The sequence below is a fragment of the Cellulosimicrobium sp. BMG9.22 genome, from assembly GCF_059159975.1.
This window is the reverse complement of record NZ_JBZGBY010000019.1, coordinates 1-26280: the sequence shown is the minus strand read 5'-3', so window position 1 is coordinate 26280 and position 26280 is coordinate 1. Positions and strand designations below refer to the sequence as shown.

Here is a 26280-nt window from a genome sequence, read left to right as displayed (position 1 = left end):
CGGCCCGGACCCGCGCCACTTCACCCGTCGCTTCACCCGTCGCTTCTCTGGACGCGCGTCAGGGACCTCACGAGGATGGGTCTACGGGCCATCATCCGGTCCTGGTGCGCCGACCCGGAGGGACCGATGGCTGCGACATGGGAGCCCGTCGAGGTGCCCGTCGCGCCCACGGCCGGGCGGTCGCCCGCAGCGATCGGTCGCGGCAGAGCCGTCGGCCTGGACGTCCTTCGAGGCGTCGCCGTCTCGCTCGTGCTCCTGAACCACGCGTCGTCCGAGCTCGACGGGGCGGGCATGGTCGGGGTCACCATCTTCTTCGCGCTGAGCGGCTTCCTCATCACCGACGTGCTCGAGCGGGGCATCAGGCGGTCGGGCCCCGGCTATCTCCGACGGTTCTACCTGCACCGTGCCCTGCGGCTGTTCCCGCCGCTGCTCCTCATGCTCGCGGTCTTCGCGCTCGTGGAGTCCACGCTCGCACCGAGCGGGCAGCGCGAGGACGTGCCGGGGGCGATGCTCGTCGCGGTGACGTACACCTCGAACCTCCCGGTGGTCGACATCCATTTCGACGCGCTGTTCCACCTGTGGACGCTCGCGGTCGAGGAGCAGTTCTACGTGGTCTGGCCCTTCGTCGTCGCGTGGGTCGTCCACCGCTGGGGACCGCGCCGGACGCTCACCTGGATCTGCTCGCTCGTCCTCGTGGCGGTGCTCGCGACCCTCGCCGTCACCGCCCCCGACGTGTACAAGGTCTACACCCTCCCGACCTCGTGGACCCTGGCCCTGCTGACGGGCGCAGCCGTCTACTACGGTCGGCACCGCCTCGACGCGCTGCTCGACCGCCACGCGGCCGTGACGCGTGCGGCGACCGTCGTCGCCGTCCTCGCCATCGCGGCCCTGTCGTTCGTCGACGCGCCGGGATCGCGGGCGACGACCTACGTCCTCGCGGTTCCCGTGCTCGCCCTGAGCAGCGGGCTCCTGATCCTGCGGATGCGTCGCTGGGGACCGCGGTCGAGCCCGCTGGTCCGGACGTTCGCGGCGCTCGGCACGATCTCCTACGCCGCCTACCTGTGGAACCTGCCGATGACCGTGTGGCTCGGCGAACCGACGACGCTCCCGGCGAACCTCCTTCCGATCCTCGGCACGCTCGCCGCTGCCACGGCGAGCTGGTGGCTGGTCGAGCGACCGGCCCGCTCGCTGCGCTCGCGCCTGGACGAGCGCGCGCGGGCCCACGAGCACGAGCGCCGGCCGGCCGCGCTCTCGCCGACGTCTCCGAACTCCCCAGAGCCCCGACCATCGACCAGAGGTGTGATCTCATGACCGATCCTGCTGACATCCCGGTCGTCATCCTGTGCGGCGGCATGGGTACGCGGCTGCGCGAGGCGAGCGAGCGGCTGCCCAAGCCGCTCGTCGACATCGGCGGACGCCCGATCCTCTGGCACGTGATGAAGACGTACTCGCACTACGGCTTCCGGCGGTTCGTGCTGCTGCTGGGCTACAAGTCCGAGCTCATCAAGCAGTACTTCCTCAACTACCGGACCCTCACGGCCGACTTCACGCTCGACCTCGGCGCAGGCGAGCCGGCGGTGTTCCACACGAACGAGGTCGAGGACTGGTGCGTGACGTTCGCCGAGACCGGCCTCACGACCGCGACGGCCGCGCGCATCCACCGCGCCGCGCAGTACCTCGACGCGCCCCGGTTCGCCGTCACCTACGGCGACGGCATCGGCGACGTCCGCATCGACGAGCTCCTGGCGCAGCACGAGCGGTCCGGGTCCGTCGGCACCGTGACCGGGGTGCACCCGAGCAGCCGCTACGGCGAGATGCACGTGACCGGGACGGCGGTGACCGAGTTCAACGAGAAGCCCACCCTGGCCACCGGCTGGGTCAACGGCGGCTTCTTCCTCTTCGAGCGATCGTTCCTCGACGACTACCTCGTCGACGACCCGGACGAGATGCTCGAGCACCGCCCGCTGCAGAAGCTCGCGCGCGACGGGCAGCTCGGCGTGTACGAGCACAACGGGTTCTGGATGGGGATGGACACGTTCCGCGACTGGACCGAGCTCAACCGTCGTTGGGACACCAACGACGCACCGTGGAAGATCTGGAGCTGACGTGAGACTGGTACCCACCGCGATCGACGGCGTGACGATCGTCGAGCTCGACCTGCTGTCCGACGAGCGAGGGTTCTTCGCCCGCACCTTCGACGCCGACGCCTTCGCGGCAGCCGGGCTCCCGTCGCTGGTCGCGCAGGCGAACGTGTCGTACAACCGTCTCGCCGGCACGGTCCGAGGGCTTCACCGGCAGACACCTCCGCACGCCGAGGGCAAGCTCGTCCGCTGCGTGGCCGGCGCCGTCGCCGATGTCGCGGTCGACGTCCGGCCCGGCTCGCCGACGTTCGGCCAGCACGTCCTCGTCGAGCTGACCGCGGCGAACCGCCGGGCGCTGTTCGTCCCGCCGTACGTCGCGCACGGCTACCAGACGCTCACCGACGACGCCGAGGTGACCTATCAGGTCTCCGGCCCCTACGTGCCCGGGTCCGAGGACGGCTACCGGTTCGACGACCCGGCGTTCGGGATCCCGTGGCCCGCGGCGGTGGCGGTCGTCTCGGCCAAGGACGCGGCCTGGCCCCTGATGTCCGACCGCGCGGAGGCCCCGGCATGACGATCACGACGGACGTCGAGCTCACCCGGCGCGCAGCGGCCGGGCGCCCCGTACGGGTGGGCATCCTGGGCGCGGGCTTCATGGGCAAGGCGCTGATCCTGCAGATCATGGGATCGACCCCGGGCATGACGGTCACCGCGGTGCACTGCCGCGACGCCGGCAGAGGGCGCGAGGCCTTGCGCTGGGCCGGTGTCGAGGACGTCGACGTCGTCGACACGGCGCACGCGGTCGACGCAGCCGTCCGGGCGGGTCGCGTCGCTCTCACGCAGGACGTCGAGGCGCTGACGGCGGCCGACGAGGTCGACGTCGTGGTCGACGTCACGGGCGCGGTGGAGTTCGGCGCCCAGGCCGCGCTGAGCGCCTTCGCGCACGGCAAGCACCTCGTCCTCATGAACGCCGAGCTCGACGCGACGATCGGGTGGGAGCTCGCGTGCCGCGCCGCGGCCGCGGGCGTCGTGTACACCGGGTGTGACGGCGACCAGCCCGGCGTCCAGATGAACCTCCACCGGTTCGTCTCCCGCAAGGGGCTCACGCCGCTGGTCTGCGGCAACATCAAGGGCCTCCAGGACCGCTTCCGCACCCCCACGACGCAGCAGGGCTTCGCGCAGCGCTGGGGCCAGGACGCGCACATGGTCACGAGCTTCGCGGACGGCACGAAGGTCAACGTCGAGCAGGCGCTCGTCGCCAACGCGACCGGCATGTCCGTGCACCGCCGCGGGCTCCTCGGGCGCGACCACCACGGTCACGTCGACGAGCTGACGACGATGTACGACGTCGACGAGCTGCGGGCCCTGGGAGGAGTCGTCGACTACGTCGTCGGGGCCCGGCCCGGCCCGGGCGTGTTCGTCCTGGCGGCGATGGACGATCCCCGCCAGCAGCACTACCTCGAGCTCTACAAGCTCGGCACGGGTCCGCTGTACTCGTTCTACGCGCCCTACCACCTGTGCCACTTCGAGGTGCCGGACACGATCGCGCGCGCCGTGCTGCTCGGAGAGCCGACACTGCACCCCGCCGGCCCGCCGACCGTCGACGTCGTCACCGTCGCGAAGACGGACCTGCCGGCGGGGACGGTCCTGGACGCGCTGGGTGGCTATCACTACTACGGCGAGTGCGAGCGCGCGGACGTCACGGCGCGCGACGGGTTGCTGCCCGTCGGGCTGGCCGAGGGGTGCACCCTCCGCCGACCGGTCGCGCGGGACGAGGTCGTCACGTACGCGGACGTCACGGTGCCCGACGGGCGCCTGGCCGACCGGTTGCGCGCCGACCAGTCCGGGCGACTGGCCGTGCCGTCGCTCGTGTGAGGCCGCGACCCGGGGTGCCGGGCTAGCGACCGGTGACGGCGCGCCGCACGTCTCCGGCAACCCCCCGCCACCGTGGGAGGATCCAGGTCGTCGTCACCGCGGAGAGCGAGCGAGCCGTCTCGCCGGCCGGCAGGTCGGAGGACGTCACCGCCGACCACAGCTCCCCCGCGAGACGTGCGTGCGGGAAGTCGAACCGGACGTTCTTGCCCGGTGCGTGGAACTGCACCTGGCGCGCGCCCTGGGCGGAGAACTGCGTCGAGTGACGACGCTGCAGGAAGAGCTGCTCGGGTACCAGGGCGAAACGCCCACGGCACGCCATCTCCGTCAGGACGACGACGTCGTTCCCGATCGTCGGGCGGAAGCCACGCGTCGTCCGCAGGACCTCCGTGCGGTGGAGCCCGAAGACGAGGTGCGCGGCCTGCGCCCTGAGGAACTCGGCGATGCGCTCGTGCGGTGTCGAGCGGTCTCCCCGCAGGGCCGCGTCGTTCAGGCTCTCGGTCACCAGCCCGTGCTCGTCGATGATCTGCGTCCGCGGGTACGCGAGCACCACCTCTTGACCGCCCGCCCGCAGCGCGTCGACGCAGGCCTCGAGGAAGCGCGGCCGGAGGAGGTCGTCCGCGGCCGCGACCTTGAGCGTCTCGCCGCGGGCGAGGCGGATCGACTCGTTGAAGTTCCAGAGTCCGCCCCGGTTCACGTCGTGGCGGACGTACCGGATCCGCGCGTCCTCGGACGCGTGCTGCCGGCAGATCTCGGAGGTGGCGTCCGTCGAGCCGTTGTCGGACACGACGATCTCGATCTCGTCGAAGGTCTGGTCACGGATCGAGGCCAGGGTCTCGTCGAGGAACCGCTCGCCGTTGTAGACCGGCACGCAGACGCTCACGGGTGGTGCGGCCGCGCTCATGTGCGGACCCTCCCCCCGCCGGCGCGCCGACGTCGACGCGTGCTGTGCGAGGTCACGCCGGCTGCCCCGCCCGACCGCTCAACCTCAGGTCGCCCAGGTCGAGCCGCCCCGACGCGGCGAGCTCCTCGATGCGGCGCAGCCGCACGAAGCGCGGGCCCTCGAAGTCCTCGACCGACAGCCCGCGCTCCCCGGCGTGCTCCCAGATCTGCCGGACCCCGTCCGGCACGGTCCAGCGCGGCGCGAACGCCGGCAGCACCGACGTGATCTTGCCGAAGTCGACGCGGTAGTCGCGCGTGTCCGGGCCGGCGCCCGCCGCGAACGACACCGGGGCGCCGGTGATCTCGCTGACCTGCTCCGCGATGGTCCGCACCTGCACGACGTCCTCGTCGCGGCCGACGTTGAACGCCTCGTCGTGCACGACGTCGCGCGGCGCCTCGAGCGTCGCGAGGAACGCCCGGGCGATGTCCTCCACGTGGACGAGCGGCCGCCACGGCGACCCGTCCGACTGCAGCCGCACCTCGCCGCGCGTGAACGCGGTGCCCGTCAGGTTGTTGACGACGATGTCGGCCCGCAGCCGCGGGGACGACCCGTACGCCGTCGCGTTGCGCAGGTACGACGGCGAGAACGTGTCGTCCGCGAGCGCCGAGATGCCCTCCTCGGCCATGACCTTGCTCTCACCGTAGGGCGTGACGGGCCGGAACGCGCCGTCCTCGGCGACCGCGGCGTCGCCACCCGCCCCGTAGAGCGAGCACGACGACGAGAAGAGGAAGCGCGGTACGCCGGCCTCCTTCGCGGTGCGTGCCATGTGCACCGCGCCGTGCGCGTTCACCGCGTACGTCGCGTCCGGGTTGAGGTGGCCCAGCGGGTCGTTGGAGATCGCCGCGAGGTGCACCACGGCGTCGAACCCCTCGAGGTCGCGGGGCCGCACGTCGCGGATGTCGCCCGTGCGCTGCTCGTAGCCACTGACGGGCGGACCGAAGTCGCACCCGTCGTACCAGCCGACGTCGAGCCCCACCACCTCGTGGCCCGCGGCTCTGAAGAACGGCACGAGCACCGCCCCGATGTATCCACGGTCACCGTCGACGAGCACGCGCACGGCACTCCCCCTCCTCGGGCTGGCTGGTCGGGACCGAACTTACCCATCCTGCGGCACGACGGAAGGCCCCGAGCGGGTGGAATTCGCGCGGACGCACCGCAAATCCGCGGATCGGCACAGATCGACCGGGTGATATCCGCCCCGGGACGACCGCAGCGGGGGCACGCTGGGGAAGAATCGCAGCGTGAAGGTCCTTCGCGTCTCCCACAGCGCCGTCGTGACGGCGTGGCGCGAGCGTGAGCGCGCACTGCGGCGCGGCGGCACCGACGTGCACCTGGTGTCGGCGCGGGCCTGGGACGAGGGTGGCGCGCGGGTGCGGCTCGAGCCCCGGCCCGGCGAGCTCGTCACGGGAGCCCGGACCCTCGGCACGCACCCGGCGCTGTTCGTCTACGACCCGCGACCGCTGTGGCGGCTGCTTGCCGAGCGCTGGGACGTGCTGGACCTGCACGAGGAGCCCTTCGCCCTCGCGACCGCCGAGGTGCTCGCCCTGCGGTGGGCCCGCCGCGCCGTCGACCGGCTGCGTGGCCGGGACCCCGGCCCGGTCGCGCCCTACGTCCTGTACTCGGCGCAGAACCTCGACAAGCGCTACCCGTGGCCGTTCCGGTGGTTCGAGCGCCGGGCGCTGCACGGTGCCGCCGCGGTCTCCGTGTGCAACGACGAGGCGGGCCGCGTCGTGCGCCGCAAGGGGGCGCGCGGGCTCGTCGAGACGATCCCCCTCGGGATCGACCCGGACGTCTTCCACCCCGGGTCGGCGCCCACCGGCTCGGCGTCCCCCGGGACCACGCCCCGCGGCGGCCGGGCGCTCGTGGGCTACGCCGGGCGCCTCGCGCCGCACAAGGGCGTGGACGTCCTGCTCGACGCGGTCGCCGCCGACGACCGTCTGGAGCTGCACGTCGCCGGCGACGGCCCGCAGGGCGACGCGCTGCGCGAGCGTGCCCGCCCGCTGGGCGACCGGGTGCGCTTCGTCGGGACGCTCGCCGACGGCGCGATGGCCGACTTCTACCGCACGCTCGACGTCCTCGCGGTGCCGTCGCGCGAGACGCCGGGCTGGGTCGAGCAGTTCGGTCGGGTCGCGGTCGAGGCGATGGCCTGCGGCGTCCCGGTCGTGGCGACGAGGACGGGTGCGCTGCCCGACGTCGTCGCGGACGCCGGCGTGCTCGTCCCGCCCGACGACGCGGAGGCCCTGCGCACCGCCGTCGTCCGCGTCGTCACCGACCCGGAGCTCGCCGCCTCCCTGCGCGAGGCCGGGCTGCGACGGGCCGCCGCGTGCACGTGGGAGCACGTCGCCGACCGGTACCGGGAGCTGTACGCGGCGATCGACGCACGGACGTCCTCCCCGCCGGCCCGTGCGGGACGCGAGCACGAGGACCCCGAGGTCGTCCTGGTCGCGTACGGCGCGCCCGAGCTCGTCGAGAGTGCGCTCGCGCCGCTCGTGGGCAAGCTCCCGCTCACGGTCGTCGACAACTCCTCCCTCCCCCGGATCCGCGAGATCGTCGAGCTGGCCGGCGGGCGGTACCTCGACCCGGGACGCAACGGGGGCTTCGCGGCGGGCGTCAACCACGCCCTCGCGCACCGCCAGGAACCGGGGCGCGACGTCCTCCTCCTGAACCCCGACGCCGTGGTCTCGCTCGACGACGTGCGCCGCCTCGTCCGGACGCTGCACGCGTCCGCGCGGACGGCGAGCGTCGGCCCGGCGCAGGTCGACGGCGACGGCCGTCCCGCGCGCGTCGTGTGGCCCTACCCGTCGCCGTGGGCGACGTGGGTCGAGGCCGTCGGGCTGGGGCGGCTGCGCCCCGTGCGGCCCGACCGGAGCTTCGTCGTGGGTTCCGTGCTGCTGCTCTCCGCCGACGCGCTCGCCGACGTCGGCCGGTTCGACGAGCGCTTCTTCCTCTACGCCGAGGAGACCGACTGGGCGTACCGCGCGAACCTGCGCGGCTGGCGCCACGTCGTCGACCGGGGCGTCGTGGCCGTCCATCTCGGCGGGGCGACGAGCTCGGACCCGGTCCGGCGCGACACCCACTTCCACGCGTCCCAGGAGCACTTCCAGCGCAAGCACCACGGCGCGGCCGGCTGGTGGGTCGCGCGCGGGGGCGCCGTCGTCGGCTCCGCCGCGCGGTCGGTGCTCACGCGCGGGGAGGCACGGGAGAGCGCCCGACGACGCCTGCGCCTGCACGTCCGGGGTCCCGCCGCGGCCGAGCAGCGGTATCGGGTACCGGGGTCGTCGTGATCCGCCGGTCGCTCGCGTGGGTCGTCGGGACGGTCGTCGTCGCGGCGCTGCTCGCGCTCGTCGGATACCTCGTGCCCGCCTACACCCCGTACGCGGTCGGGGCCGCCGCGGTGGTCCTCGTGGTCGGGCTGACGGCGTACGAGCCCGTCGCGCTGCCGGTCCTCGCCATGCCCGCCGTCATCGTGGTCCAGCGCGTGAGCGCCGGCGGGGTGGACCTCACCCTGAGCGACCTCGCGGTGTTCGCCGCGTTCTGGGCCGCCCTCGTCCTCGGGCCCCGGCCGTTCTCCCGGCCCATGCGCTCGCTGCTGTGGCTCACCGCCGTCTACCAGGTCGCGACGCTCTTCACCGTCGTGGCCAACCCCTACCTCGCCAACACCGTCGAGTGGTTCCACGCCTGGCTGTCGACGGGCGGCGCCCTCGTCGTGGGCTGGGCCGTGGGCCGCGCGGGCCGCGCGCGCGTCGCCCTCACGCTGCTCATGGTCCCGTGCCTCGTCATCGCGGCGGCCACGTGCGTGACGGCGCTCCAGAACCTGGCCATCGGGTACGACGGCCCGGTCTATCTCTCGTGGCCGTACGGGATGCACAAGAACTTCGTCGGGTGCGTGCTCGGCATCGCCGCCCTCGTCGCCTACGCCCGGCCGTGGTGGGTCGGCTGGCCCCGCTGGTTCGCGCACCTCTCGTTCGCCCTGTGCACGCTCGGCGTCGTCGCGTCCCAGGCACGCCAGGCCCTCGTCGGCCTGGCCGTCGGCGTCATGATCATCACGCTGCGCTCGGACCCCGACCGCAAGAGGTCCAAGCTCATCCTGCTCGCGGCGATCCCGGCGATCTGGTTCGTGTGGCTCGCCGTCCAGGAGCAGCTCTCGTCGGACAACGAGTTCAACTCCGCGAACCAGCGGCTCACCTGGTACCAGCAGGCGCTGGAGGTATGGCGCACCAGCCCGTGGTTCGGTGTGGGCCTGCGGTGGTGGACCGCCGGGCGCACGGAGTACGGCTTCCAGCCACCCAACGCGGAGCTCGAGGTGCTGTCGTCCGCCGGGCTGGTCGGCCTGCTCGGGTTCCTCGTGCTCTTCGGGGGGAGCGTCGTCGTGCTGTGGCGCATGAACCCCCGGTTCGGCACCCTCGCGCTCACGGTGCTCCTGTCCCGGTTCGTCCAGGGCCAGTTCGACCTCTTCTGGTCGGCCATCGTCGTCACCCTCCCCTTCGCGGTCGCCGGGGTGTGCGTTGGCGCCGAGGCGTACGCCCGCTCCCGCGAGGCGTTCCGCTCCGGCCTCGTGACGATCGACCCCGACGGCGACCTGCCGTCCGTCCGTGAGATGGAGACCGCACGCCGATGAGGATCCTGCAGATCGTTCCCACCCTCGGCCCTGGGACGGGGGTCGGCGCGGTCGCCCACCACCTGGAGCAGGAGTGGGACCGGCTCGGTGTCGAGACCGCACGGTTCACCCTGGCGGACGCGGCCGGCTCGTGGCTGCCCGAACCGGGGACCGGTGCGCGCGGCAAGCTCGTGCTCGCCGCCCGCGTGGTGTGGTTCTCCACCGTCGGCACCGTGCTCGCGCGGCGCCGTCTCGACCGGCTCGGCCGCCTCGGCGACGTCGTCGGGGTGTGCCACAACGACGCGCTCGCCGGCGACGTCTACGTCAACCACGGCATCCTCCAGGTCGCGATGCGCTCGCGCGGCGCCTACGCGCTGCGGATGCTGCGCAACCCCATGCACCTGTTCATCGCCGCGCGCGACCACCTGCGCTACTCCGGACGCACGCACCGCCTCGTCGTCGACCTCGTCGCCGAGGACGACGCCGCGCTGCGCCGGACCTACCCCCGGCTCCGCCCCCCGACGGTCGTCCTCGGCAACGGCGTCGACGTGGAGCGGTACGTGCCGCCGACCGCCGCCGAGCGGGAGCGGGCCCGGCGCGACCTGGACCTGCCGGACGGCACGACCCATCTCGTCTTCGTCGGCCACGAGTACGAGCGCAAGGGCCTGCCCGTCGTCCTCGACGCCCTCGAACGGCTCGACCCCGCCGTCCACCTCTCGGTGGTCGGCGGCACCGACTCGATGGTCGCGGCGCTGCGGGGCCAGGTGGAGGGCCGGGGCCTGACCGGACGCGTCCACCTGCACGGCGCCCTCGGCGACCCGCGCCCGGTGCTCGCCGCGGCCGACGCGCTCGTCCTGCCCAGCACCTACGAGTCCTTCGGGCTCGTGGTCCTCGAGGCGCTCGCGTGCGGCGTCCCCGTCGTCGCGACGGCGGTCGGCTGCGTGCCCGACGTCGTGACGGACGGCGTCACCGGTCACGTCGTGACGGGCGACCCCGCCGCCGTCGCCGCCGCCGTGCGGGACCTCGCGGCCCGCGACCGGGCGGCGCTCTCGGACGCGTCCCGCACCGTGGCGCTGGAGCACTCGTGGACCGCCGTGGCCCGCCGCTACCTCGACGTGCTCGAGGCGCTGCCGCCGCGGTCCGGGACTGCGGGCCGCACGAGGTCGCGCGCATGAGGGTCCTGCACGCGGTGCGGTCCGACGGGTTCGCGGGCGTCGAGCGCCACGTCGCGACCCTCGCGCGCGCCCAGGCGGAGCGCGGCGACGATGTCGTCGTCGTGGGCGGCGACCCGACCTGGATGCGCACGGCGACGGGTGCAGGCCCGGTCCGCGTCGTACCCGCCGCCACGACCACGGCCGTGCTGGGTGCGCTGCTGACCCACGGCCCGGGCGCCGACGTCGTGCACGTCCACATGACGGCCGCCGAGATCGCGGCGGCCGTCGCGACGTTCACCCGGCACGGCGTCGGCCCCGTCGTCAGCACCCGGCACTTCGCACGGCCCCGCGGGACCGGACGCCTCGGTCCCGCCGTCGCGGCGGTGGCCCGCCGACCCGTGGCGGCCCAGCTCGCGATCAGCCGGTACGTGGCCGACGCCGTCGAGGGGCCGTGCACCGTCGTGCACCCGGGGGTCGAGGACCGCGACCCCGGTCGCCCCGCCGACGGACGCGACCCCGTGGTGCTCGTCGCCCAGCGCCACGAGCCGGAGAAGCGCACGGACCTCGCCCTGCACGCCTTCGCGGCGTCCGGCCTCGGCGGGGCCGGCTGGCGCCTCGACCTCGCGGGAGACGGCGCCCTGCGGCCGCAGCTCGAGTCGCTCGCCGACGAGCTCGGCATCGCTCCGCACGTGCGCTTCCTCGGGCGTCGCGACGACGTCGACGCCCTCATGGCCCGCGCTGCCCTGCTGCTCGCGCCGTGCCCCGTCGAAGGGCTGGGGCTGAGCGTCCTCGAGGCGATGGCGAGCGGCCTGCCCGTCGTCGCGGCGGCGGCCGGGGGCCACGTCGAGCTCCTCGAGGGCCTCGACCCGACGGCGCTCTACGACCCGGCGGACGCCGCCGCAGCCGGTGCCGCGCTCTCCGCGCTCGCGGCCTCGCCCGGCCGGCGCGAAGCACTGGGGCACGCCGCCCGTGCGCGCCGGCGCGACGAGTTCAGCATCGCCGCCTGGGTCGACGGCACGACGGCGGTCTACCGCGCGGTGCTGGGGCGCGCATGACCGACCTCGTGGTGGTGTCCCTGGAGACGTGGGACGCCGTCTGGCGCCGCAACCAGTACCTCCTCGCCGGGATGCTGCGCGCCGACCCGCACCTGCGCGTCCTGTTCGTCGAGCCGTCGGCGGACCCGCTGTTCCAGGTGAGCCGCGGCCGCGCACCGCGCCGGGGCCGGGGGCTGCGCAGGGGCCCGCTGCCCGAGGGCGTCGGGCCGGGCCGGCTGTGGCTGCTCGAGCCCACCAAGGCGCTCCCACGCCGGCTCGACCGCCGGGTGGACGAGCGGCTCGCCCGGGCGACCGAGCGGGCCGCCCGCCGGCTCCGGATGGACTCGCCCGTCCTGTGGGTCAACGACCCCTCCGGCGCCAGGATGCTCGCCCGCACACCCTGGCCCGCGCTGTACGACGTCACCGACGACTGGCTCGCGGCCGACCGCAGCCCCGACGAGCACGACCGCCTCGTCGCGGACGAGGACGCCCTGCTGGAGCACTGCGCCGAGGTCGTGGTCTGCTCGCCGGGCCTCGCCGCCACCAAGGGGGCACGGCGCGACGTCACGCTCGTGACCAACGGCGTCGACCTCGAGCGGTACCGGGCGCCGTACCCCCGCCCGCCGGACCTGCCCGAAGCACCCGTCGCACTCTACCTGGGCACCGTCCACCCCGACCGCTTCGACCTGCGGCTCCTCGAGCGGACCGCCCGGCACCTCGACGGCACCGGCCGGGTCGTGCTCGTCGGGCCGGTCGTCGACGTGGACCGGACGACGCTCGCCCGGCTGGAGCACGCGGGCGTCGTGATGCTGGGCAGCCGGCCCCGCGACGACGTCCCCGCCTACCTCCAGCACGCGGACGTCCTCCTCGTCCCCCACGTCGTGTCCGCGTTCACGGAGAGCCTGGACCCGATCAAGGCCTACGAGTACCTGGCCGCCGGGAGGAGCGTCGTCTCGACGCCCGTGGCGGGTTTCCGCGACCTCGCCGCCGAGCAGGTCGTCGTGGCCGACGCCGCCGCCTTCCCGGACGCCCTCCGCGCCGCTCTGCGGGAGCCCTCGGCGGCGGTCCTGCCACCCCCGCCCGGCCTGCCGACCTGGCAGCGTCAGGCCGCGCTCATGGCCGACGTCGTCGCCCGGGTCGCGCGGCACGTCGCCACACCGCGGTGACCGCACGCGCCGTCGACCCGACCGTCAGGCGCTCCTGCACCTCCCGCCACGCCCGCCGTGCGCGCTCCTCGGCCTGATCGGGACGGTCCAGCGCCGCCACGACCGCGGCGGCGAGGGCCTCCACGTCACCCGGGGGCACCAGGAGGCCGAGGGCCTGCGGACCCCGACCCACGATCTCGGGCACGCCGCCGGCGTCCGTCGCGACCACCGGGACGCCGCGCGCCATGGCCTCGGCGACGACCTGGCCGAACGGCTCCGGCACGGGCGAGGCGTGCACCAGGACGGTCATCCGGTCGAGCTCCTGTGCGGGGTCGTCGACCCTGCCGGTCCACACGACGGCGTGCGCCACCCCGAGCGCCTGCGCCTCGGCGCGGACGCTCTCCTCGTAGCCGTCCTCCCCGAACGTCGTCGCCCCGACCACCCGGAACGTCGTGCCGGGGTGCCGCGCCAGGACCAGCGGGGCCGCACGGACCAGCTCGCGCTGCCCCTTCGTCGGGCTGATCCGCCCGACGAGCCCCACGACCGGCGGTCCTCCCGGCCGCTCGCGCGGGACCGCCCGCACCTGGCCAGGCTCCAGGCCCGGACGGGCGACCGTGGACCGGCGCGGCAGGGTGGCCGCCGTCGCGAGCGAGTTCGTCACGAGCGCTCGCGGCAGCCACGACGCCAGCCGCACCGCGACGACGAGCGGCCGCGGGAGGTAGTCGGGGGCGATCCGGTCGTGCACGTGCCAGACGAGCGGACGTCGCGCCAGCGCGGCCGGCACCAGAGCGAGGAGGTCCGCCTTGAGCGAGGTCGTGTGGACGACGTCCGGCTCGGCCTCGCGGATGACCCGGTGCAGCGTGCGCTGGAAGCGGAGGGCCGCCCGTGCCCGCCGCAGCTGCCCGCCGCGCACGGACCCGAGCTCGTCGCGGGACGCACGGCCGAGCGCCGGGTCGATCGCGACCACCTGCACGTCGACCCCCCGAGCCGTCAGCAGCCCGACGAGCGGCCCGTCCGCGAAGAGGACGCACCCCACCGAGACCGACGTGTCCAGCGCGGTGCACAGCCGGACCAGCGCGAGCTCCGCGCCCCCGAGCTCCGCGGTGTGGTCGAGCACGAGGACCCGCACGGTCCGCGGGTCGGGCGTGCTCACCATCGGAAGGGTCGGCGCCGGATCCCCGCGGTGTCGCTCTCGGTCTCCTCGGGGAGGTCCGCGGCGCTCTCCTCGGACGCCGGGACCTTCGCCCACTGCGGCTCGAGCCGGCGCCGCTGCGCCCTGCTCTCCGCGGACCCGCGCGGCTCGGCGTCGGGCTCGGCAGCCGGTTCTGCGGCGCCGGTCCCGGTCGTGGCCGGCTCGTCCGGCGGACCGGCGGCGTCCGGCTCGCCCGCCGTGGCGTCGGGCGCCTCCGCCGTCGCGACGAGCGGGGCGTCCGTCCCGTAGGACGTCGCGTAGTGCATGCGCCGGTCGCCCTTCACCCCGGCGAGGGCGACGCCGACCAGGGGCACGTGGTTGATGCGCAGCCTCTCGGCCGCCTCCTGGAGCACGGCGCGGTCGGTCCGCTCGAGCGAGGCGACGAGGACGACGCCGTTGGCGTAGCCGCCGAGGATGGTCGCGTCGGCCGCGGCCAGGACCGGGGGCGCGTCCACCACGACGATCGCCCCCTCGTCCTTCAGGCGCTCGACCATCGTCCGGACCTGGGCCGTCGCGAGGAAGTCGGCCGGGTCCATCTCCTCGTCGTGCACCGGCATCAGACGCAGGTTGGGGATGCGTGTCGGACGCAGCTCGAGCGCCGAGCCCTGCCACCCCGTCGGGGCCGGGAGCAGCTCCGCGAGCTGCGGCCTCCGCAGGTCGCCGCACAGGACGATCGTCGGCCGACCGCTCAGCGCGAACGAGGCCGCGAGGTTCGCCGTGATGAACGCCCGGGGAGCGTGCGGGTCGGCGGCCGTCACCATGACGACGGCGTGCGGGGCGTCGCCGAGGGACACGCGCACCGCCGTGCGCAGCTCGCGGACGGACTCGGTGAACGGTGAGGCGTGCCGGCTCGAGACCGGCAGGTTGCCGGTCCGACGGAAGTCCTTGTCCGCACCGCGCACGTCGTAGAGCTCGGCGAGCACCGGCGTCTGGGCGAGGCCGGCGGCCTCGCCCGGACCACGGACGCGCAGGTCCAGCCCGCGCCGCGCGAAGGCCAGCCCGACCCCGGCGAGCAGACCGGTGAGCACCGCCAGCGCGAGGACGACCAGAGAGGGCATGCCGAGCGGCACGGCCGACGTCGCCGGGTCCACGAGGACCGCGGGGCTCACGATCGACTCGAACGTGCTCCGCAGGGCCGAGATCGACTGGTACTGCTCGACGATCGTGTCGCGCTCGGCGAGGGCGAGCGGGTCGGCCGCGTCGGCGGCGAGCTCGGCCTGGATGGCGTCGAGCTGCACACGCAGGGCCTCGCGTCGTTCGTCGAGCGCGGCGACCTGCCCGTCGAGGACGGTGGGGAGGTGGGCGATGTAGGCCTGCGCCACGATGTTCGCGCGCACGACCGCGACCTCGGGCGTCCCCGCCTGGGCGACCACGGACATGGTCCGGGTCTCCGGGTCGTAGAAGGCCTGCACGGACGCCGCGAGCGCGCGGGGCGCCGTCCCGTCGCCGAGCTCCGTGGCCGCCGGCTCGATCACGGCGGGAAGTCGCACGATCTCGGGGTCGGTGTCGACCGTCACGGAGGAGGCCTGCTGGTTCGCGCCCGGCACGGACTCGGCCGCGACGACCTGCACCGAGGCCGTCGACTCGTAGACCGTGTCCTGGCGCTCGACGTAGAACGCGGCGCCGGCGACGACGACGAGCACGGCGACGAGGACGTAGTACTTGCCGTCCCAGATCGTCCGGAGGAACTCCCTGATCGTCATCGGCCACCTCCTCCGCCGGACGCTCGTGAGGCGGCCTCCGGGCGGCCGGACACCACGCCGCGAAGCCGCTCGACGAACCGGTCCCGGCCGAAGCCCGCGACGTGCTCCCTCACGGCGTCATCATCCCACGGTCGCGCGGCCGACACCTCGACGGCCGCGGCGACGAGATCGGGGCGGGGCGCATCGAAGAAGACACCGTTGACGCCGTCGGAGACGGTGTCGAGGTACCCGCCGTCGCGGAGCACGACGCTCGGGCGCCCGAACGCGCCCGCCTCGAGCGGCGAGAGCCCGTAGTCCTCGTACGACGCGGCCACGAGGGCCGAGGCGTTGCGGTAGACCCAGCGCAGCGTGGCGTCGTCGACACGGCCCAGCAGGTGCACGCGGCCCCGCGCGGTCCGCCCGCCGGGCGCCGCGCTGCGCTCGGCCAACGCCTGGAGCCGGCCGCGGTCCGGGCCGTCGCCGACGACGACGAGCGTCCGCCCGGTCGCCTGCGCGGCCTCGATCACGACGTCGACGTTCTTGTACGGCAGGAGCCGCGCGACGCACAGCAGAAACCCGGGCTCGACGCCTGGGACCTCGCGCTCCTCACCGGTCGGGAGCATCGCCGGCGGTGGCGGGAGCACCTCCGCCTCGATGCCGTACGCGTCGCGGACCGCCCGCTGCGTGACGGTCGAGTTGGCGAGGTACACGTCCGCACGTCCTGCGGCCGCGACGTCCCACCGGCGCAGCCCCGGGGAGACGAGGCCGAGCGCCGCGGCCGCCGCCCGCCGTCGGGCCCGGTGCGCGACGGACCCCTTCGCGGGCCCGAGGTAGCGGTCGCGCTGGTAGAGCCAGCGAGCCGGTGCGTGGCAGTAGACGACCGTGCGCCGCGCACCGCGGTACCCGTGGGCCCAGCCGGTGGAGGACGCGACGAGCACGTCCGCGTCGACGCGCTGGCGGTCCACCGCGGGGGCGAGGAACGGGAGCGCCAGGCGGTGGTGGCGCCGCAGGATGCCCGCCCGGTCGAGCGCGGACGTGCGCAGGTCGAGCCCCTCGAACTCGGGGAACGTCCCCGCGGGGTCGTACAGCGTCGTGTACATCGGCGAACCGGGAAAGGCGTCTGCCAGCAGCAGCGCCACCCGCTCGGCACCACCCCGCTGTGTCGCGTAGTCGTGCGCGAGCGCGACACCGTGGGTCATCGGTCCTCCTCGCGAGCGCAGACGTCCAGCCTAGGTCGGCGAGGCCGCTGCGAGAGGGGGACGAAGGGACGTCACCCGGGTGAAAACGGGCGTCCTGGCATGCCCGTACGGTCTCGGGCACGCTCGCACGGCGCGCGGTCAGGCCTTGGTGTGGAACTTCCCCTGGGCCGCGAGGAGGCCCTCGGTGAGCAGCATCTCGACGGCGTCCGCGGCGTCGTCGAGCAGGAACGGCAGCTCCTTCGCCTCGGGCCCCTTGAAGTCCTTGAGCACGAAGTCGGCGGTGTCCTGGCGGCCCGGCGGGCGCCCGACACCGGCTCGTACGCGCACGTAGTCCTTGGTAGCCAGCGCCTTGGTGATGTCGCGCAGACCGTTGTGGCCGCCCTCGCCCCCGCCGATCTTGAGCTTGACGGTGCCGAACGGGATGTCGACCTCGTCGTGGACCACGACGACGTGGTCCGGCTCGATCCCGTAGTACCTCGCGAGCCCCGAGACCGGGCCGCCCGAGACGTTCATGTACGTCGTGGGCTTCGCGAGGACGACGCGCGGCCCCGGTCGCCCGCCGGGCAGCATGCCGAGGCGCGCCTCCGCGACCACGGCCTGCGCGCGGGGGTGGCGCGCGAACCGCGCGGCGGCACGGCCGGCGAGGACGTCGAGGGCCATGTGTCCGACGTTGTGACGGTTGCCCGCGTACGTCGGGCCGGGGTTCCCGAGCCCGACGACGAGCCACGGCTGGTCGGTCATGTCAGGGCAGCCCTTCGTCGTGGTTCAGAGGGAGGTGCACGCAGCGCCCGGCACCATGAGGTGCCGGGCGCTGCGCGGGAGATCGGTGCAGCTCAGTGCGAGGTCACTCGCCCTCGGCGGCCGGCTCGGCCGACTCGTCGGCGCCGGCGTCGCTCGCCTCGCCCTGCGGCTCGGTGATGGCGACCACGAGGAGGTCGGCGTCGGCGGTGAGCACCGTGCCCTCGGGGAGCGGGACGTCGCCCGCGAGGATCTGCGAGCCGGCCACGAGGCCCTCGATGGAGACCTCGATCGACTCGGGAAGGTGCGTCGCCTCGGCCTCGACCGCGAGGGTCTGCAGCTCGACGATGTGGATCGTGCCGGGCGCGGACTCGCCCGTCACGACGACGGGGATGTCGACGGCGACCTTCTCGCCCTTCTTCACGAGGAGCAGGTCGACGTGCTCGATGACGTTGCGGACCGGGTCGCGCTGGACGTCCTTCGTGATGGCGAGCTGTGCCTTGCCCTCGAGCTCGATGGAGAAGAGCGCGTTCGAGTGCTTGAGCGCCATCATCGTGTCGTGACCCGGGAGGGTCACGTGCAGCGGGTCGGTGCCGTGCCCGTAGAGGACGGCGGGAATCTTGTCGGCGCGGCGGATGCGGCGGGCGGCACCCTTGCCGAACTCGGTGCGGGCCTCGGCGACGAGCTTGATCTCGGACACGTGGATCACTCCTGGAAGAACGTTGCGGGCCGGCCACCAGTGGGGAGCGGTCGGCTGTCCGGACGGTGAGAAGCCACCCGGACGGGCGGCTGCGTCGGCGCGGGACGTGTGACGGGCGCGCAGGAGGACGACCGCCCAGTCGATAACGGAGATCCAACAGGTCTGGCTGACACTCGCGGTCCCGCGCCGCCGGTGTGCTCACCGGTCCAGCGCTGCCGGCCGTCAGACGTCCCTCGCCGAGGCAACCTGACTACTGTACCCGGGCGCGGCGGCCCGGCGAAACCGGACGGCCACCCGACGTTCAGCCCGACGTCGCACCCGCCGTCGCCGCCACCGTCACGCCGAAGAGGATCACCGCGGTGATCTCGTCGACGTAGGCCTTGACCGCCGCGCTGGCCCAGCTCGACCGCGCGATCTCCTGCGCGCGCCGGTCCACCTCGCGACGGCGGGCACCGCTCCACTCCTGACCTGCGTCCACGACGCCCGGCGCGCCCCGGTCGCCGCCCGCGGCGAGGACGCGCCCCGCCTGCCCCGTCGCGGACAGGATGGCGACGAGCGCGGCCGTGCGCTCGTCGGGGACGCCGCCGTCGACCAGGACCCGCCACAGGTCGGCCCGGACGGTGTCCTCGTGGCGCGAGTCGGCGGCGGGCCAGCGGGTGGTCGGGAAGATCCCGAGCACCCGACCGTCCTCGCGCCGCAGGACGCCCCGGTCGGCGAGCGAGGCGATCGCGCGCGACGCCGGCCTGAGCTTCGCGAGGGGTGCGACCAGGGCCTTCGGCGTCGATCCCTCGCGAGACCGGACGACGGCGAGCGACTCGTCGAGCAGCGCGTTGCCCGTCGGAGAAGGGTCGCGCACGACGATGCGCCCGACCCGTCCGCCGTTGCCGTCGCCCGCGAGGTCGACGCGGCCCAGGAGCGCGAGCTCGACCAGCAGGGCACCCGCGGCGACCTGCTCACGGTACGAGGCGTCGATGACGGCCTTCCCGGTCACGTCGTCGAGCGTGAGCAGCAGGTAGTCCTCGAGGATGAGCATGCGTCCACGCTACGACCCGCCGCAGACGCCGACCCCTGCCGTTTGTCACGGCTCGGACGTGCTCGTCCCCCACGCACGGATCGAGCACGCGCAGGGTCAGTCCGCGAGCTCCCAGCGCACGGTGACGCTCGCGCGGACCTCCTGCGTCCCCGGCTCGACGACGAGCGCGTCGCTCGCGACCTTCGCCGCGAGCATCCGCGGCACCGGACCCGGGCCCCCGAGATCCTCACGGATCTCGACGACGGGCCCGAGCGAGCGCCCCGCGAGGCGCGCGTACTGCTCGGCACGCGACCGGGCGTCGGCGAACGCGGCGTCACGCGCCGCGACGGCGAGCGGCCCCGGGTCGCCGACGGAGAGGCTCGTCGAGTCCAGCCGCGCGACGGGACCTGCGGCGTCGAGCGCCGCACGGACGACCTCGCCGCACGCCGCGACGTCGCGCACGGTCGCGCGGAGGGTGAGCCGCGCCGTCGTGCGCGGGCCCTCCTCGCGCTGCTCGGTCCACGTCGACGTCTGCGACGTGCGGACGTCCGCCGGCGCGACCCCGGCCGCGACGAGCGCGTCGCGCGCGGCGGCGAGCCCCGCGTTCGCGCGGTCGAGCGCGTCCTGCACGCCCGGGGCGCTCGCCTCCGCGCCCAGCTCGACGACGGCGACGTCCGGCGCGGCCGTCACCGCGCCCTGACCGGTGGTCGTCACTCCCGAGGTGCTCATCGCCCGCCTCCCACTGCGTGGACCGTCAGCTGTTGCCGTCGAAGAGCGAGGTGACCGAGCCGTCGTCGAACACCTCGCGGATCGCCCGTGCGACGAGCGGCGCGATGGACAGGACCTTGAGCTGCGGGAACTGCTTGTCCGCGGCGATCGGCAGCGTGTCGGTGATGACGACCTCGCTCGCGCCGCACTCGGACAGGCGCTGCGCGGCCGGGTCGGACAGCACGCCGTGCGTCGCGGCCACGACGACCGACCTCGCGCCCGCGGCGAGGATGACCCGGACGGCCTCCGCGATCGTGCCCCCGGTGTCGATGAGGTCGTCCACGAGCACGCAGTCGCGGCCCTCGACCTCGCCGACGACGCGGTTGGCGACGGACTGGTTGGGGCGCGTGATGTCGCGCGTCTTGTGGACGAACGCGAGCGGCCCGCCCCCGAGCTTGGCCGCCCACTGCTCGGCGACGCGGATGCGGCCGGCGTCGGGCGAGACGACGGTGACGTTCGACGTGTCGACGCGCGTGCGCACGTAGTCGGTGAGGATCGGCATCGCCCACAGGTGGTCGACGGGACCGTTGAAGAAGCCCTGCGTCTGCGCGGCGTGCAGGTCCACGCTCATGAGGCGGTCGGCGCCCGCGGCGGTGAACAGGTCGGACATGAGGCGGGCCGAGATCGGCTCGCGGCCGCGGTGCTTCTTGTCCTGGCGGGCGTAGCCGTAGAAGGGCTGGACGACCGTGATCGTGCGGGCCGAGGCGCGCTTGGCGGCGTCGACCATGAGCAGCTGCTCCATGATCCACTGGTTGATCGGCGCGGTGTGGCTCTGCAGGATGAACACGTCCGCGCCGCGCACGGACTCCCCGAAGCGGACGTAGATCTCGCCGTTCGCGAAGTCGTACGCGGTCGTGGGCAGCAGGTCGATGCCCAGCTCCCGCGCGACGTCGTTGGCGAGCTCGGGGTGCGCGCGTCCCGAGGCGAGGACGAGGGACTTGTCCCCGTTTCCGGCGATCGTGCTGCTCATGCGGGTTCCTTCGGTGGGGTCCGGTGACGGGGTCGGGGTCGTGGGGTCAGTCCGTCGCGCGCGCGGTGCGCAGGGCGTCGAGCGTGCTCTCGAGGTCGGGGCCGGGCGGGGGCGGCGTCGGGCGCTCGGCCGTGGCGGCCGCGCTCTGGTCCGCGAGCTGAGCCTGGGCCTGCGCGCCGATCGGCGGAGCCTCGGGGTCGTTCGCGCGCGCGGCCGCGGCCGCGTCGGCGGCTGCCGTGCCCGGGCGACGGCGCTCGACCCAGCCCTCGATGTTGCGCTGCTGCCCGCCGCTCACGCCGAGTGCGCCCGCGGGCACGTCGCGGCGGATGACGGAACCCGCGGCGGTGTACGCGCCGTCGCCGACGCTCACCGGGGCGACGAACATGTTGTCGGCGCCCGTGCGCGCGTGGGAGCCGATCACGGTGCGGTGCTTGTGCACGCCGTCGTAGTTGACGGTGACCGACGCGGCGCCGATGTTCGTGTGCGCGCCGATCGTCGCGTCGCCGACGTACGACAGGTGCGGGATCTTCGACCCCTCGCCGATCTCCGCGTTCTTCGTCTCGACGAACGTGCCGATCTTGCCCTGGGCGCCGAGCACCGTGCCGGGGCGCAGGTAGGCGAACGGGCCGACACTCGTCCCCGCGCCGAGCACCGCGAGGCTGCCGTGCGTGCGGGTCACCGTCGCACCGGCGCCGACCTCGGTGTCCACGAGCGTCGTGTCCGGGCCGACCGTCGCGCCCTCGGCGACGACCGTCGCCCCGTGGAGCTGCGTGCCGGGGAGCAGGGTCACGTCGCGCGCGAGCTCGACGTCGACGTCGACCCACGTCGTGGCCGGGTCGACGACCGTCACGCCCGCGCGCATCCAGTCCTCGAGGATCCGGCGGTTCATCTCGGCCCGCAGGACGGAGAGCTGGACGCGGTCGTTGACGCCCTCGACGACCGTCGGGTCGTCGGAGACGAGCGCGCGCACGGCACCGCCCTCGGCGCGCGCCGCCGCGACGACGTCCGTGAGGTAGACCTCGCCCTGCGCGTTGTCGCGCCCGAGGGTGGCGAGCCCGCGACGCAGCACCGCGGCGTCGAACACGTAGATCGAGGCGTTGATCTCGCGGATCAGCAGCTCCTCGACGGAGGCGTCCTTGTGCTCCACGATCCGCTGGACGTCGCCGGACGCGTCGCGCACGACGCGCCCGTAGCCCGTCGCGTCGTCGAGCTCGGTCGTCAGCAGGGTCACCGCGTTGCCGTCCGTGACGTGCGCCGCGAGGAGCTGGGCGAGCGTGCCGCCGTCGAGCAGGGGCGTGTCGCCCGCGGTGACGACGACCGGGCCCTCGAGCCCGTCACCGAGCCCGCGCCCCTCCTCGCCGTCGGGCACGCCGTGGAGCAGCGCCTGGGCGTGCGCCTTCGCGTCGAGCGCGGTCAGCGCGCACTGCACCGCGCGACCCGTCCCGGGGATCTCGTCCTGGTCGACGACCAGCGCCTGGGGGTCCACCCCCTGCGCGTGCTCGGCGACGCGGTCCCGCTCGTGCCGCACGACGACGGCGAGCAGCTCCGGGTCGAGAGAGCGCGCCGCGACGAGCACGTGCCCGAGCAGGCTGCGGCCCGCGAGCGTGTGCAGCATCTTCGGGGTGGACGACTTCATCCGCGTCCCCTCGCCTGCGGCGAGGACGATCACGGCAGCGGGGGCGACGCTCGCGTCGATTCCCTGCTGAGCTTCCATGGGTGTTCCCCTCGATCTCGGTGGCACGAAGCTCCGCCCCCAGGACTCGAACCTGGACCAAGGGCACCAAAAACCCTTGTGCTGCCGATTACACCAAGGCGGACCGGACCCGGTCACGCGTCCGTCCCGGCTGTTCCCGGGCCGCCGCGGGGCGGGGTGGGTCGGGGAACAGTCTGCCAGGTCGGCCTCCGTGCACGACGACGCAGGGTGTCCGACTCGCCCCATCCGCACCGTGGCCCGCACCACAGCACGGCATGATGGTCCTCGTGGCCGAGCCCCGACGTACCCCCCGTTCCCGCATGACCGCGAGCCAGCGGCGCGAGCAGCTGCTCGTCGTGAGCCGCGGGCTGTTCGCGGAGAAGGGGTTCGAGGGGACGAGCGTCGAGGAGATCGCGGCCCGCGCGGAGGTGTCCAAGCCGGTCGTGTACGAGCACTTCGGCGGCAAGGAGGGCGTCTACGCCGTCGTCGTGGACCGCGAGGTGCAGGCGCTCACCGCTGCCCTCTCCGGCGCGCTCGACCAGGGTGGCCACCCCAAGGTCCTGCTCGAGCGGACCGCGCTGGCGCTGCTGTCGTACATCGAGGCGTCCGAGGACGGTTTCCGCATCCTCGTGCGCGACTCCCCCGTCGCCCAGGCCACCGGGACGTTCTCGAGCCTCATCGGCGACGTCGCGGCTCAGGTGGAGCACCTGCTCGCCCACCAGTTCCGCACGCGCGGGCTCGACCCCAAGGTCGCGCCGATCTACGCGCAGATGCTCGTCGGGATGGTCGCGCTCACCGGCCAGTACTGGCTGGACGCACGCTCGCCGAAGAAGACGGAGGTCGCCGCGCACCTGGTCAACCTCGCGTGGAACGGGCTCGCCGACATGGAGAAGCGACCCCGGCTGATCACGGACGCGAAGGGCTAGCCCCGGGCGAAGCCCGCGACCCCCCCTGCTCCCGCTGGGGAAGGTCATGACGAATGTCCCGGGTGCCGGGGCCGCACCGGTGGTTTGCTGACCCCATGGCGACACTCGAGATCGACTCGCTGACCAAGTCCTACGGCGCGGTGCACGCGTTGCGCGGAACCTCCTTCGACGTGCGCGAGGGCGAGATCTTCGGCTTCGTCGGCTCCAACGGCGCCGGCAAGACGACGACGATGCGGATCGTGCTCGGCGTGCTCGCCGCTGACGGGGGCGAGGTCCGCTGGGACGGCCGACCGATCGACCTCGCCGCGCGCCGCCGCATCGGCTACATGCCCGAGGAGCGCGGCCTCTACCCGCGCATGAAGGTCGGCGAGCAGCTCGTCTACCTCGCGCGGCTGCACGGGTTGTCCGGCGCGGACGCCAAGGACGCGATGGAGCGCTGGACCACGACCCTCGGCGTCGACGCGCGCCGCGGCGACGAGGTGCAGAAGCTCTCGCTCGGCAACCAGCAGCGCGTCCAGCTCGCCGCCGCGCTCGCGCACGACCCCGACCTGCTCGTGCTCGACGAGCCGTTCAGCGGCCTCGACCCCGTCGCCGTCGACGTCATGAGCGGGGTGCTGCGCGACCGCGCGGACGAGGGTGTCCCCGTCGTCTTCTCCTCCCACCAGCTCGACCTCGTCGAGCGCCTCTGCGACCGCGTCGGGATCATCAAGGACGGCGCGATGGTCGAGGTCGGGACCATCGACGAGCTGCGCCGGACCGAGACCGAGCGATGGGTGGTCGACGGGCCGCCCGGGGCGACGTGGATCGGCGCGGTGCCCGAGGCGCGGGCCGTCCGCCTCGAGGGGTCACGCACCGTCGTCGAGCTGTCGCCGAGCGGCGGCCCGATCGGGGGCGCGAGCAGTGACGGCACGGCCGGCCGGGAGCAGGCGGTCCTGCGCGCGGCGCTCGCCGCGGGGCCGGTGCACGAGTTCGCGCCGGTCCGCCCGTCGCTGACGGATCTCTACCGCGACGTGGTCAGCGCCGAGGGCAGCACGGCGGGCGCCACCGCCGAGACCGTGGAGGTGGGGGCATGAGCACGGGACAGCAGACCACAGGGCGTCGGCCCACGGGACGGCGCACCGGCACGGGCACGGCGACGACGTTGTCGTCCTGGGGCGCGATCCGGCTCGTCGCGAGCCGCGAGATCATGACGCGGCTCCGCTCGAAGTCGTTCGTGTGGCTCACGGTCATCCTCGTCGGCGCCGTCGTCCTCGGCGGGTTCGTGCTGAACCTCGCGGGCTCGTCCGAGCCGACGGCAGAACGCGTCGGCGTCACGTCGCAGACGGCGCCGCTCGCCGGCGACATCGAGGCGACGGGCACCGCGCTCGGGACCGACATCGAGACCGTCGACGTCGCGGACGAGGCAGCGGGCGAGGCCCAGGTCCGCGACGGCGACCTCGACGCGCTCGTCACCGGCGCACCCGAGGACCCCACCGTCGTCGTGGAGTCCGAGCTCTCGACCGGGCTCACGGCGGTGTTCACGACGCTCGCCCAGCAGACCGCCCTGTCCGACGCCGTCGCGAGCCTCGGCGGCGACCCCGCCGAGGTCGCGGGCGACATGGCGACCGCCGAGCCGACCGTGCGGACCATCGGCGAGCCGAGCGAGTTCGACCCCGCCCGCTACGTCACCGGCCTCGTCACCGGTGTCCTGCTCTTCATGGCCATCATGATCAGCGGCCAGCTCATCGCGCAGGGCGTCGTGGAGGAGAAGACGAGCCGCGTCGTCGAGCTCCTGCTGTCCACCGTGCGACCGTGGCAGCTCATGGCCGGCAAGGTGCTCGGCATCGGGCTCGTCGGCCTGGGGCAGGTCGCGCTCGTCGTCATCGCGGGCGTGGGGACCGCCCTGGGGCTCGGGCTGGTCGACACCGAGACGATCGACCTCGGGACCGCCGCCGCCTGGGCGCTCGTGTGGTTCGTCGTCGGGTTCGTCAGCTACGCGCTGCTCATGGCCGGTCTCGGCGCCCTGGTCTCCCGCCAGGAGGACGTCGGCGCCGTGACCACCCCCGTCACGTTCCTCATGATCGTGCCCTACATCGTCGGGGTGTCCGTCGCCCCGTGGGCCCCGGACAACCCGCTCGTCGTCTGGCTGTCGTACGTCCCGCTGTGCTCGCCGCTCCTCATGCCCGTGCGCATCGCCCTCGGCAGCGCCGAGACCTGGGAGGCGCTCCTCGCCCTCGGTCTCTCGATCGCGCTCATCCCGGTGCTCGTGTGGCTCGCCGCGAAGATCTACTCCAACGCCGTCCTGCGCACCGGCGCCCGCGTGAAGCTCAAGGACGCCCTGCGCGCCGCCTGACCCCGAGGTGCCACCCCCGATCGCGCGAGGGAGAACCCCGATCGCGCGAAGTAGAACCGTGGTCTGCCGAAGTAGAACCGTGGTCGCGCGAGGTAGAACCGTGGTTCTTGTGTCGGACGGCACGTGGTCGGGTTGGGAGGGCGGGGTGGGTGGGGGCGCCGCGTCTACCATCCGCGCCGCTCGTTCCTCGCGTCGCTCCCGCCAGGCCCGACCACGACGCGGCGCCCCCACCCACCCCGCCC

The 26280-nt window shown here is 74.1% G+C and carries 23 protein-coding genes and 1 tRNA gene; 12 read left to right on the top strand and 12 right to left on the bottom strand.

The features are described from left to right. The first annotated feature begins 126 nt into the window (after window positions 1-126). The 4 genes from AC4H2H_RS13305 to AC4H2H_RS13290 are packed head-to-tail and all read left to right on the top strand — an operon-like array spanning window position 127 to window position 3956. Complete coding sequence (locus AC4H2H_RS13305; RefSeq protein WP_494371290.1) at window positions 127-1311, top strand: acyltransferase family protein; 1185 nt, start codon at window positions 127-129, stop codon at window positions 1309-1311. Next, window positions 1308-2105, top strand: coding sequence for a glucose-1-phosphate cytidylyltransferase (locus AC4H2H_RS13300; protein ID WP_494371289.1), 798 nt, complete (start codon window positions 1308-1310; stop codon window positions 2103-2105). Before AC4H2H_RS13305 ends, AC4H2H_RS13300 begins: the two co-directional genes overlap by 4 nt. Before the next feature lies 1 nt (window position 2106). Beyond that, window positions 2107-2655: a dTDP-4-dehydrorhamnose 3,5-epimerase gene (gene rfbC, locus AC4H2H_RS13295; protein WP_494371288.1), complete on the top strand. Its 549-nt coding sequence runs from the start codon at window positions 2107-2109 to the stop codon at window positions 2653-2655. Beyond that, window positions 2652-3956, top strand: a complete 1305-nt coding sequence (locus AC4H2H_RS13290) for an NAD(P)H-dependent oxidoreductase (protein ID WP_494371287.1) — start codon at window positions 2652-2654, stop codon at window positions 3954-3956. The genes rfbC and AC4H2H_RS13290 overlap by 4 nt, the downstream gene beginning before the upstream one ends. A gap of 22 nt (window positions 3957-3978) precedes the next feature. Here AC4H2H_RS13290 and AC4H2H_RS13285 read toward each other — a convergent pair whose 3' ends face one another. Continuing rightward, window positions 3979-4857 (bottom strand): glycosyltransferase family 2 protein, encoded by an 879-nt coding sequence (locus AC4H2H_RS13285; protein WP_494371286.1) that lies wholly within the window; start codon window positions 4855-4857, stop codon window positions 3979-3981. A 52-nt stretch (window positions 4858-4909) separates the two neighbouring features. Beyond that, on the bottom strand, window positions 4910-5953 hold the full coding sequence (locus tag AC4H2H_RS13280) for an NAD-dependent epimerase/dehydratase family protein (protein WP_494371285.1): 1044 nt from the start codon (window positions 5951-5953) through the stop codon (window positions 4910-4912). A 184-nt stretch (window positions 5954-6137) separates the two neighbouring features. On the opposite strand from AC4H2H_RS13280, the gene AC4H2H_RS13275 reads away from it, so the two are divergent. Genes AC4H2H_RS13275 through AC4H2H_RS13255 form a run of 5 tightly spaced genes read left to right on the top strand, consistent with a single transcriptional unit; the run spans window position 6138 to window position 12847 of the window. Next, window positions 6138-8180 carry a glycosyltransferase gene (locus AC4H2H_RS13275; protein WP_494371284.1) on the top strand — a complete coding sequence of 681 codons (2043 nt, stop codon included), beginning with the start codon at window positions 6138-6140 and terminating at the stop codon, window positions 8178-8180. Further along, window positions 8177-9514 carry an O-antigen ligase family protein gene (locus tag AC4H2H_RS13270; protein WP_494371283.1) on the top strand — a complete coding sequence of 446 codons (1338 nt, stop codon included), beginning with the start codon at window positions 8177-8179 and terminating at the stop codon, window positions 9512-9514. The genes AC4H2H_RS13275 and AC4H2H_RS13270 overlap by 4 nt, the downstream gene beginning before the upstream one ends. Further along, a complete protein-coding gene (locus AC4H2H_RS13265; protein WP_494371282.1) occupies window positions 9511-10668 on the top strand; it encodes a glycosyltransferase family 4 protein in 1158 nt (385 codons plus the stop codon). Before AC4H2H_RS13270 ends, AC4H2H_RS13265 begins: the two co-directional genes overlap by 4 nt. Continuing rightward, entirely contained in the window at window positions 10665-11702 is a 1038-nt protein-coding gene (locus AC4H2H_RS13260) for a glycosyltransferase (RefSeq protein WP_494371281.1), read from the top strand. The genes AC4H2H_RS13265 and AC4H2H_RS13260 overlap by 4 nt, the downstream gene beginning before the upstream one ends. Continuing rightward, window positions 11699-12847 carry a glycosyltransferase gene (locus AC4H2H_RS13255; protein ID WP_494371280.1) on the top strand — a complete coding sequence of 383 codons (1149 nt, stop codon included), beginning with the start codon at window positions 11699-11701 and terminating at the stop codon, window positions 12845-12847. Before AC4H2H_RS13260 ends, AC4H2H_RS13255 begins: the two co-directional genes overlap by 4 nt. Here the strand turns inward: AC4H2H_RS13255 and AC4H2H_RS13250 are convergent. The 10 genes from AC4H2H_RS13250 to AC4H2H_RS13205 all read right to left on the bottom strand — a co-directional run bounded on the left by AC4H2H_RS13250 (window position 12795) and on the right by AC4H2H_RS13205 (window position 22904). Beyond that, window positions 12795-13979 carry a glycosyltransferase gene (locus AC4H2H_RS13250; protein ID WP_494371279.1) on the bottom strand — a complete coding sequence of 395 codons (1185 nt, stop codon included), beginning with the start codon at window positions 13977-13979 and terminating at the stop codon, window positions 12795-12797. The genes AC4H2H_RS13255 and AC4H2H_RS13250 overlap by 53 nt on opposite strands. Next, window positions 13976-15721, bottom strand: coding sequence for a polysaccharide biosynthesis tyrosine autokinase (locus AC4H2H_RS13245; protein WP_494371278.1), 1746 nt, complete (start codon window positions 15719-15721; stop codon window positions 13976-13978). Before AC4H2H_RS13245 ends, AC4H2H_RS13250 begins: the two co-directional genes overlap by 4 nt. Further along, a complete protein-coding gene (locus tag AC4H2H_RS13240; protein ID WP_494371277.1) occupies window positions 15718-16899 on the bottom strand; it encodes a glycosyltransferase in 1182 nt (393 codons plus the stop codon). Before AC4H2H_RS13240 ends, AC4H2H_RS13245 begins: the two co-directional genes overlap by 4 nt. 138 nt (window positions 16900-17037) lie before the next feature. Next, window positions 17038-17640, bottom strand: a complete 603-nt coding sequence (gene pth / locus AC4H2H_RS13235; RefSeq protein WP_494371276.1) for an aminoacyl-tRNA hydrolase — start codon at window positions 17638-17640, stop codon at window positions 17038-17040. Between the two features lie 103 nt (window positions 17641-17743). Continuing rightward, window positions 17744-18337, bottom strand: a complete 594-nt coding sequence (locus AC4H2H_RS13230; RefSeq protein WP_494371275.1) for a 50S ribosomal protein L25/general stress protein Ctc — start codon at window positions 18335-18337, stop codon at window positions 17744-17746. Between the two features lie 301 nt (window positions 18338-18638). Then, on the bottom strand, window positions 18639-19370 hold the full coding sequence (locus AC4H2H_RS13225; RefSeq protein WP_494371274.1) for a GOLPH3/VPS74 family protein: 732 nt from the start codon (window positions 19368-19370) through the stop codon (window positions 18639-18641). Window positions 19371-19466: 96 nt separating this feature from the next. Further along, window positions 19467-20078, bottom strand: a complete 612-nt coding sequence (locus AC4H2H_RS13220; RefSeq protein WP_494371273.1) for an SIMPL domain-containing protein — start codon at window positions 20076-20078, stop codon at window positions 19467-19469. Window positions 20079-20103: 25 nt separating this feature from the next. Then, entirely contained in the window at window positions 20104-21087 is a 984-nt protein-coding gene (locus tag AC4H2H_RS13215; RefSeq protein WP_494371272.1) for a ribose-phosphate diphosphokinase, read from the bottom strand. 46 nt (window positions 21088-21133) lie between these two features. Further along, entirely contained in the window at window positions 21134-22801 is a 1668-nt protein-coding gene (glmU, locus tag AC4H2H_RS13210) for a bifunctional UDP-N-acetylglucosamine diphosphorylase/glucosamine-1-phosphate N-acetyltransferase GlmU (RefSeq protein WP_494371271.1), read from the bottom strand. A 31-nt stretch (window positions 22802-22832) separates the two neighbouring features. Beyond that, window positions 22833-22904: transfer RNA gene (locus tag AC4H2H_RS13205), tRNA-Gln, on the bottom strand. A gap of 196 nt (window positions 22905-23100) precedes the next feature. Here AC4H2H_RS13205 and AC4H2H_RS13200 point away from each other — a divergent pair. The 3 genes from AC4H2H_RS13200 (at window position 23101) to AC4H2H_RS13190 (ending at window position 26038) form a co-directional block, all read left to right on the top strand. Continuing rightward, complete coding sequence (locus AC4H2H_RS13200) at window positions 23101-23706, top strand: TetR/AcrR family transcriptional regulator (RefSeq protein WP_494371270.1); 606 nt, start codon at window positions 23101-23103, stop codon at window positions 23704-23706. 95 nt (window positions 23707-23801) lie between these two features. Then, window positions 23802-24779 carry an ABC transporter ATP-binding protein gene (locus tag AC4H2H_RS13195; protein ID WP_494371269.1) on the top strand — a complete coding sequence of 326 codons (978 nt, stop codon included), beginning with the start codon at window positions 23802-23804 and terminating at the stop codon, window positions 24777-24779. Next, on the top strand, window positions 24776-26038 hold the full coding sequence (locus AC4H2H_RS13190; RefSeq protein ID WP_494371268.1) for an ABC transporter permease: 1263 nt from the start codon (window positions 24776-24778) through the stop codon (window positions 26036-26038). Before AC4H2H_RS13195 ends, AC4H2H_RS13190 begins: the two co-directional genes overlap by 4 nt. Window positions 26039-26280: the final 242 nt, after the last annotated feature.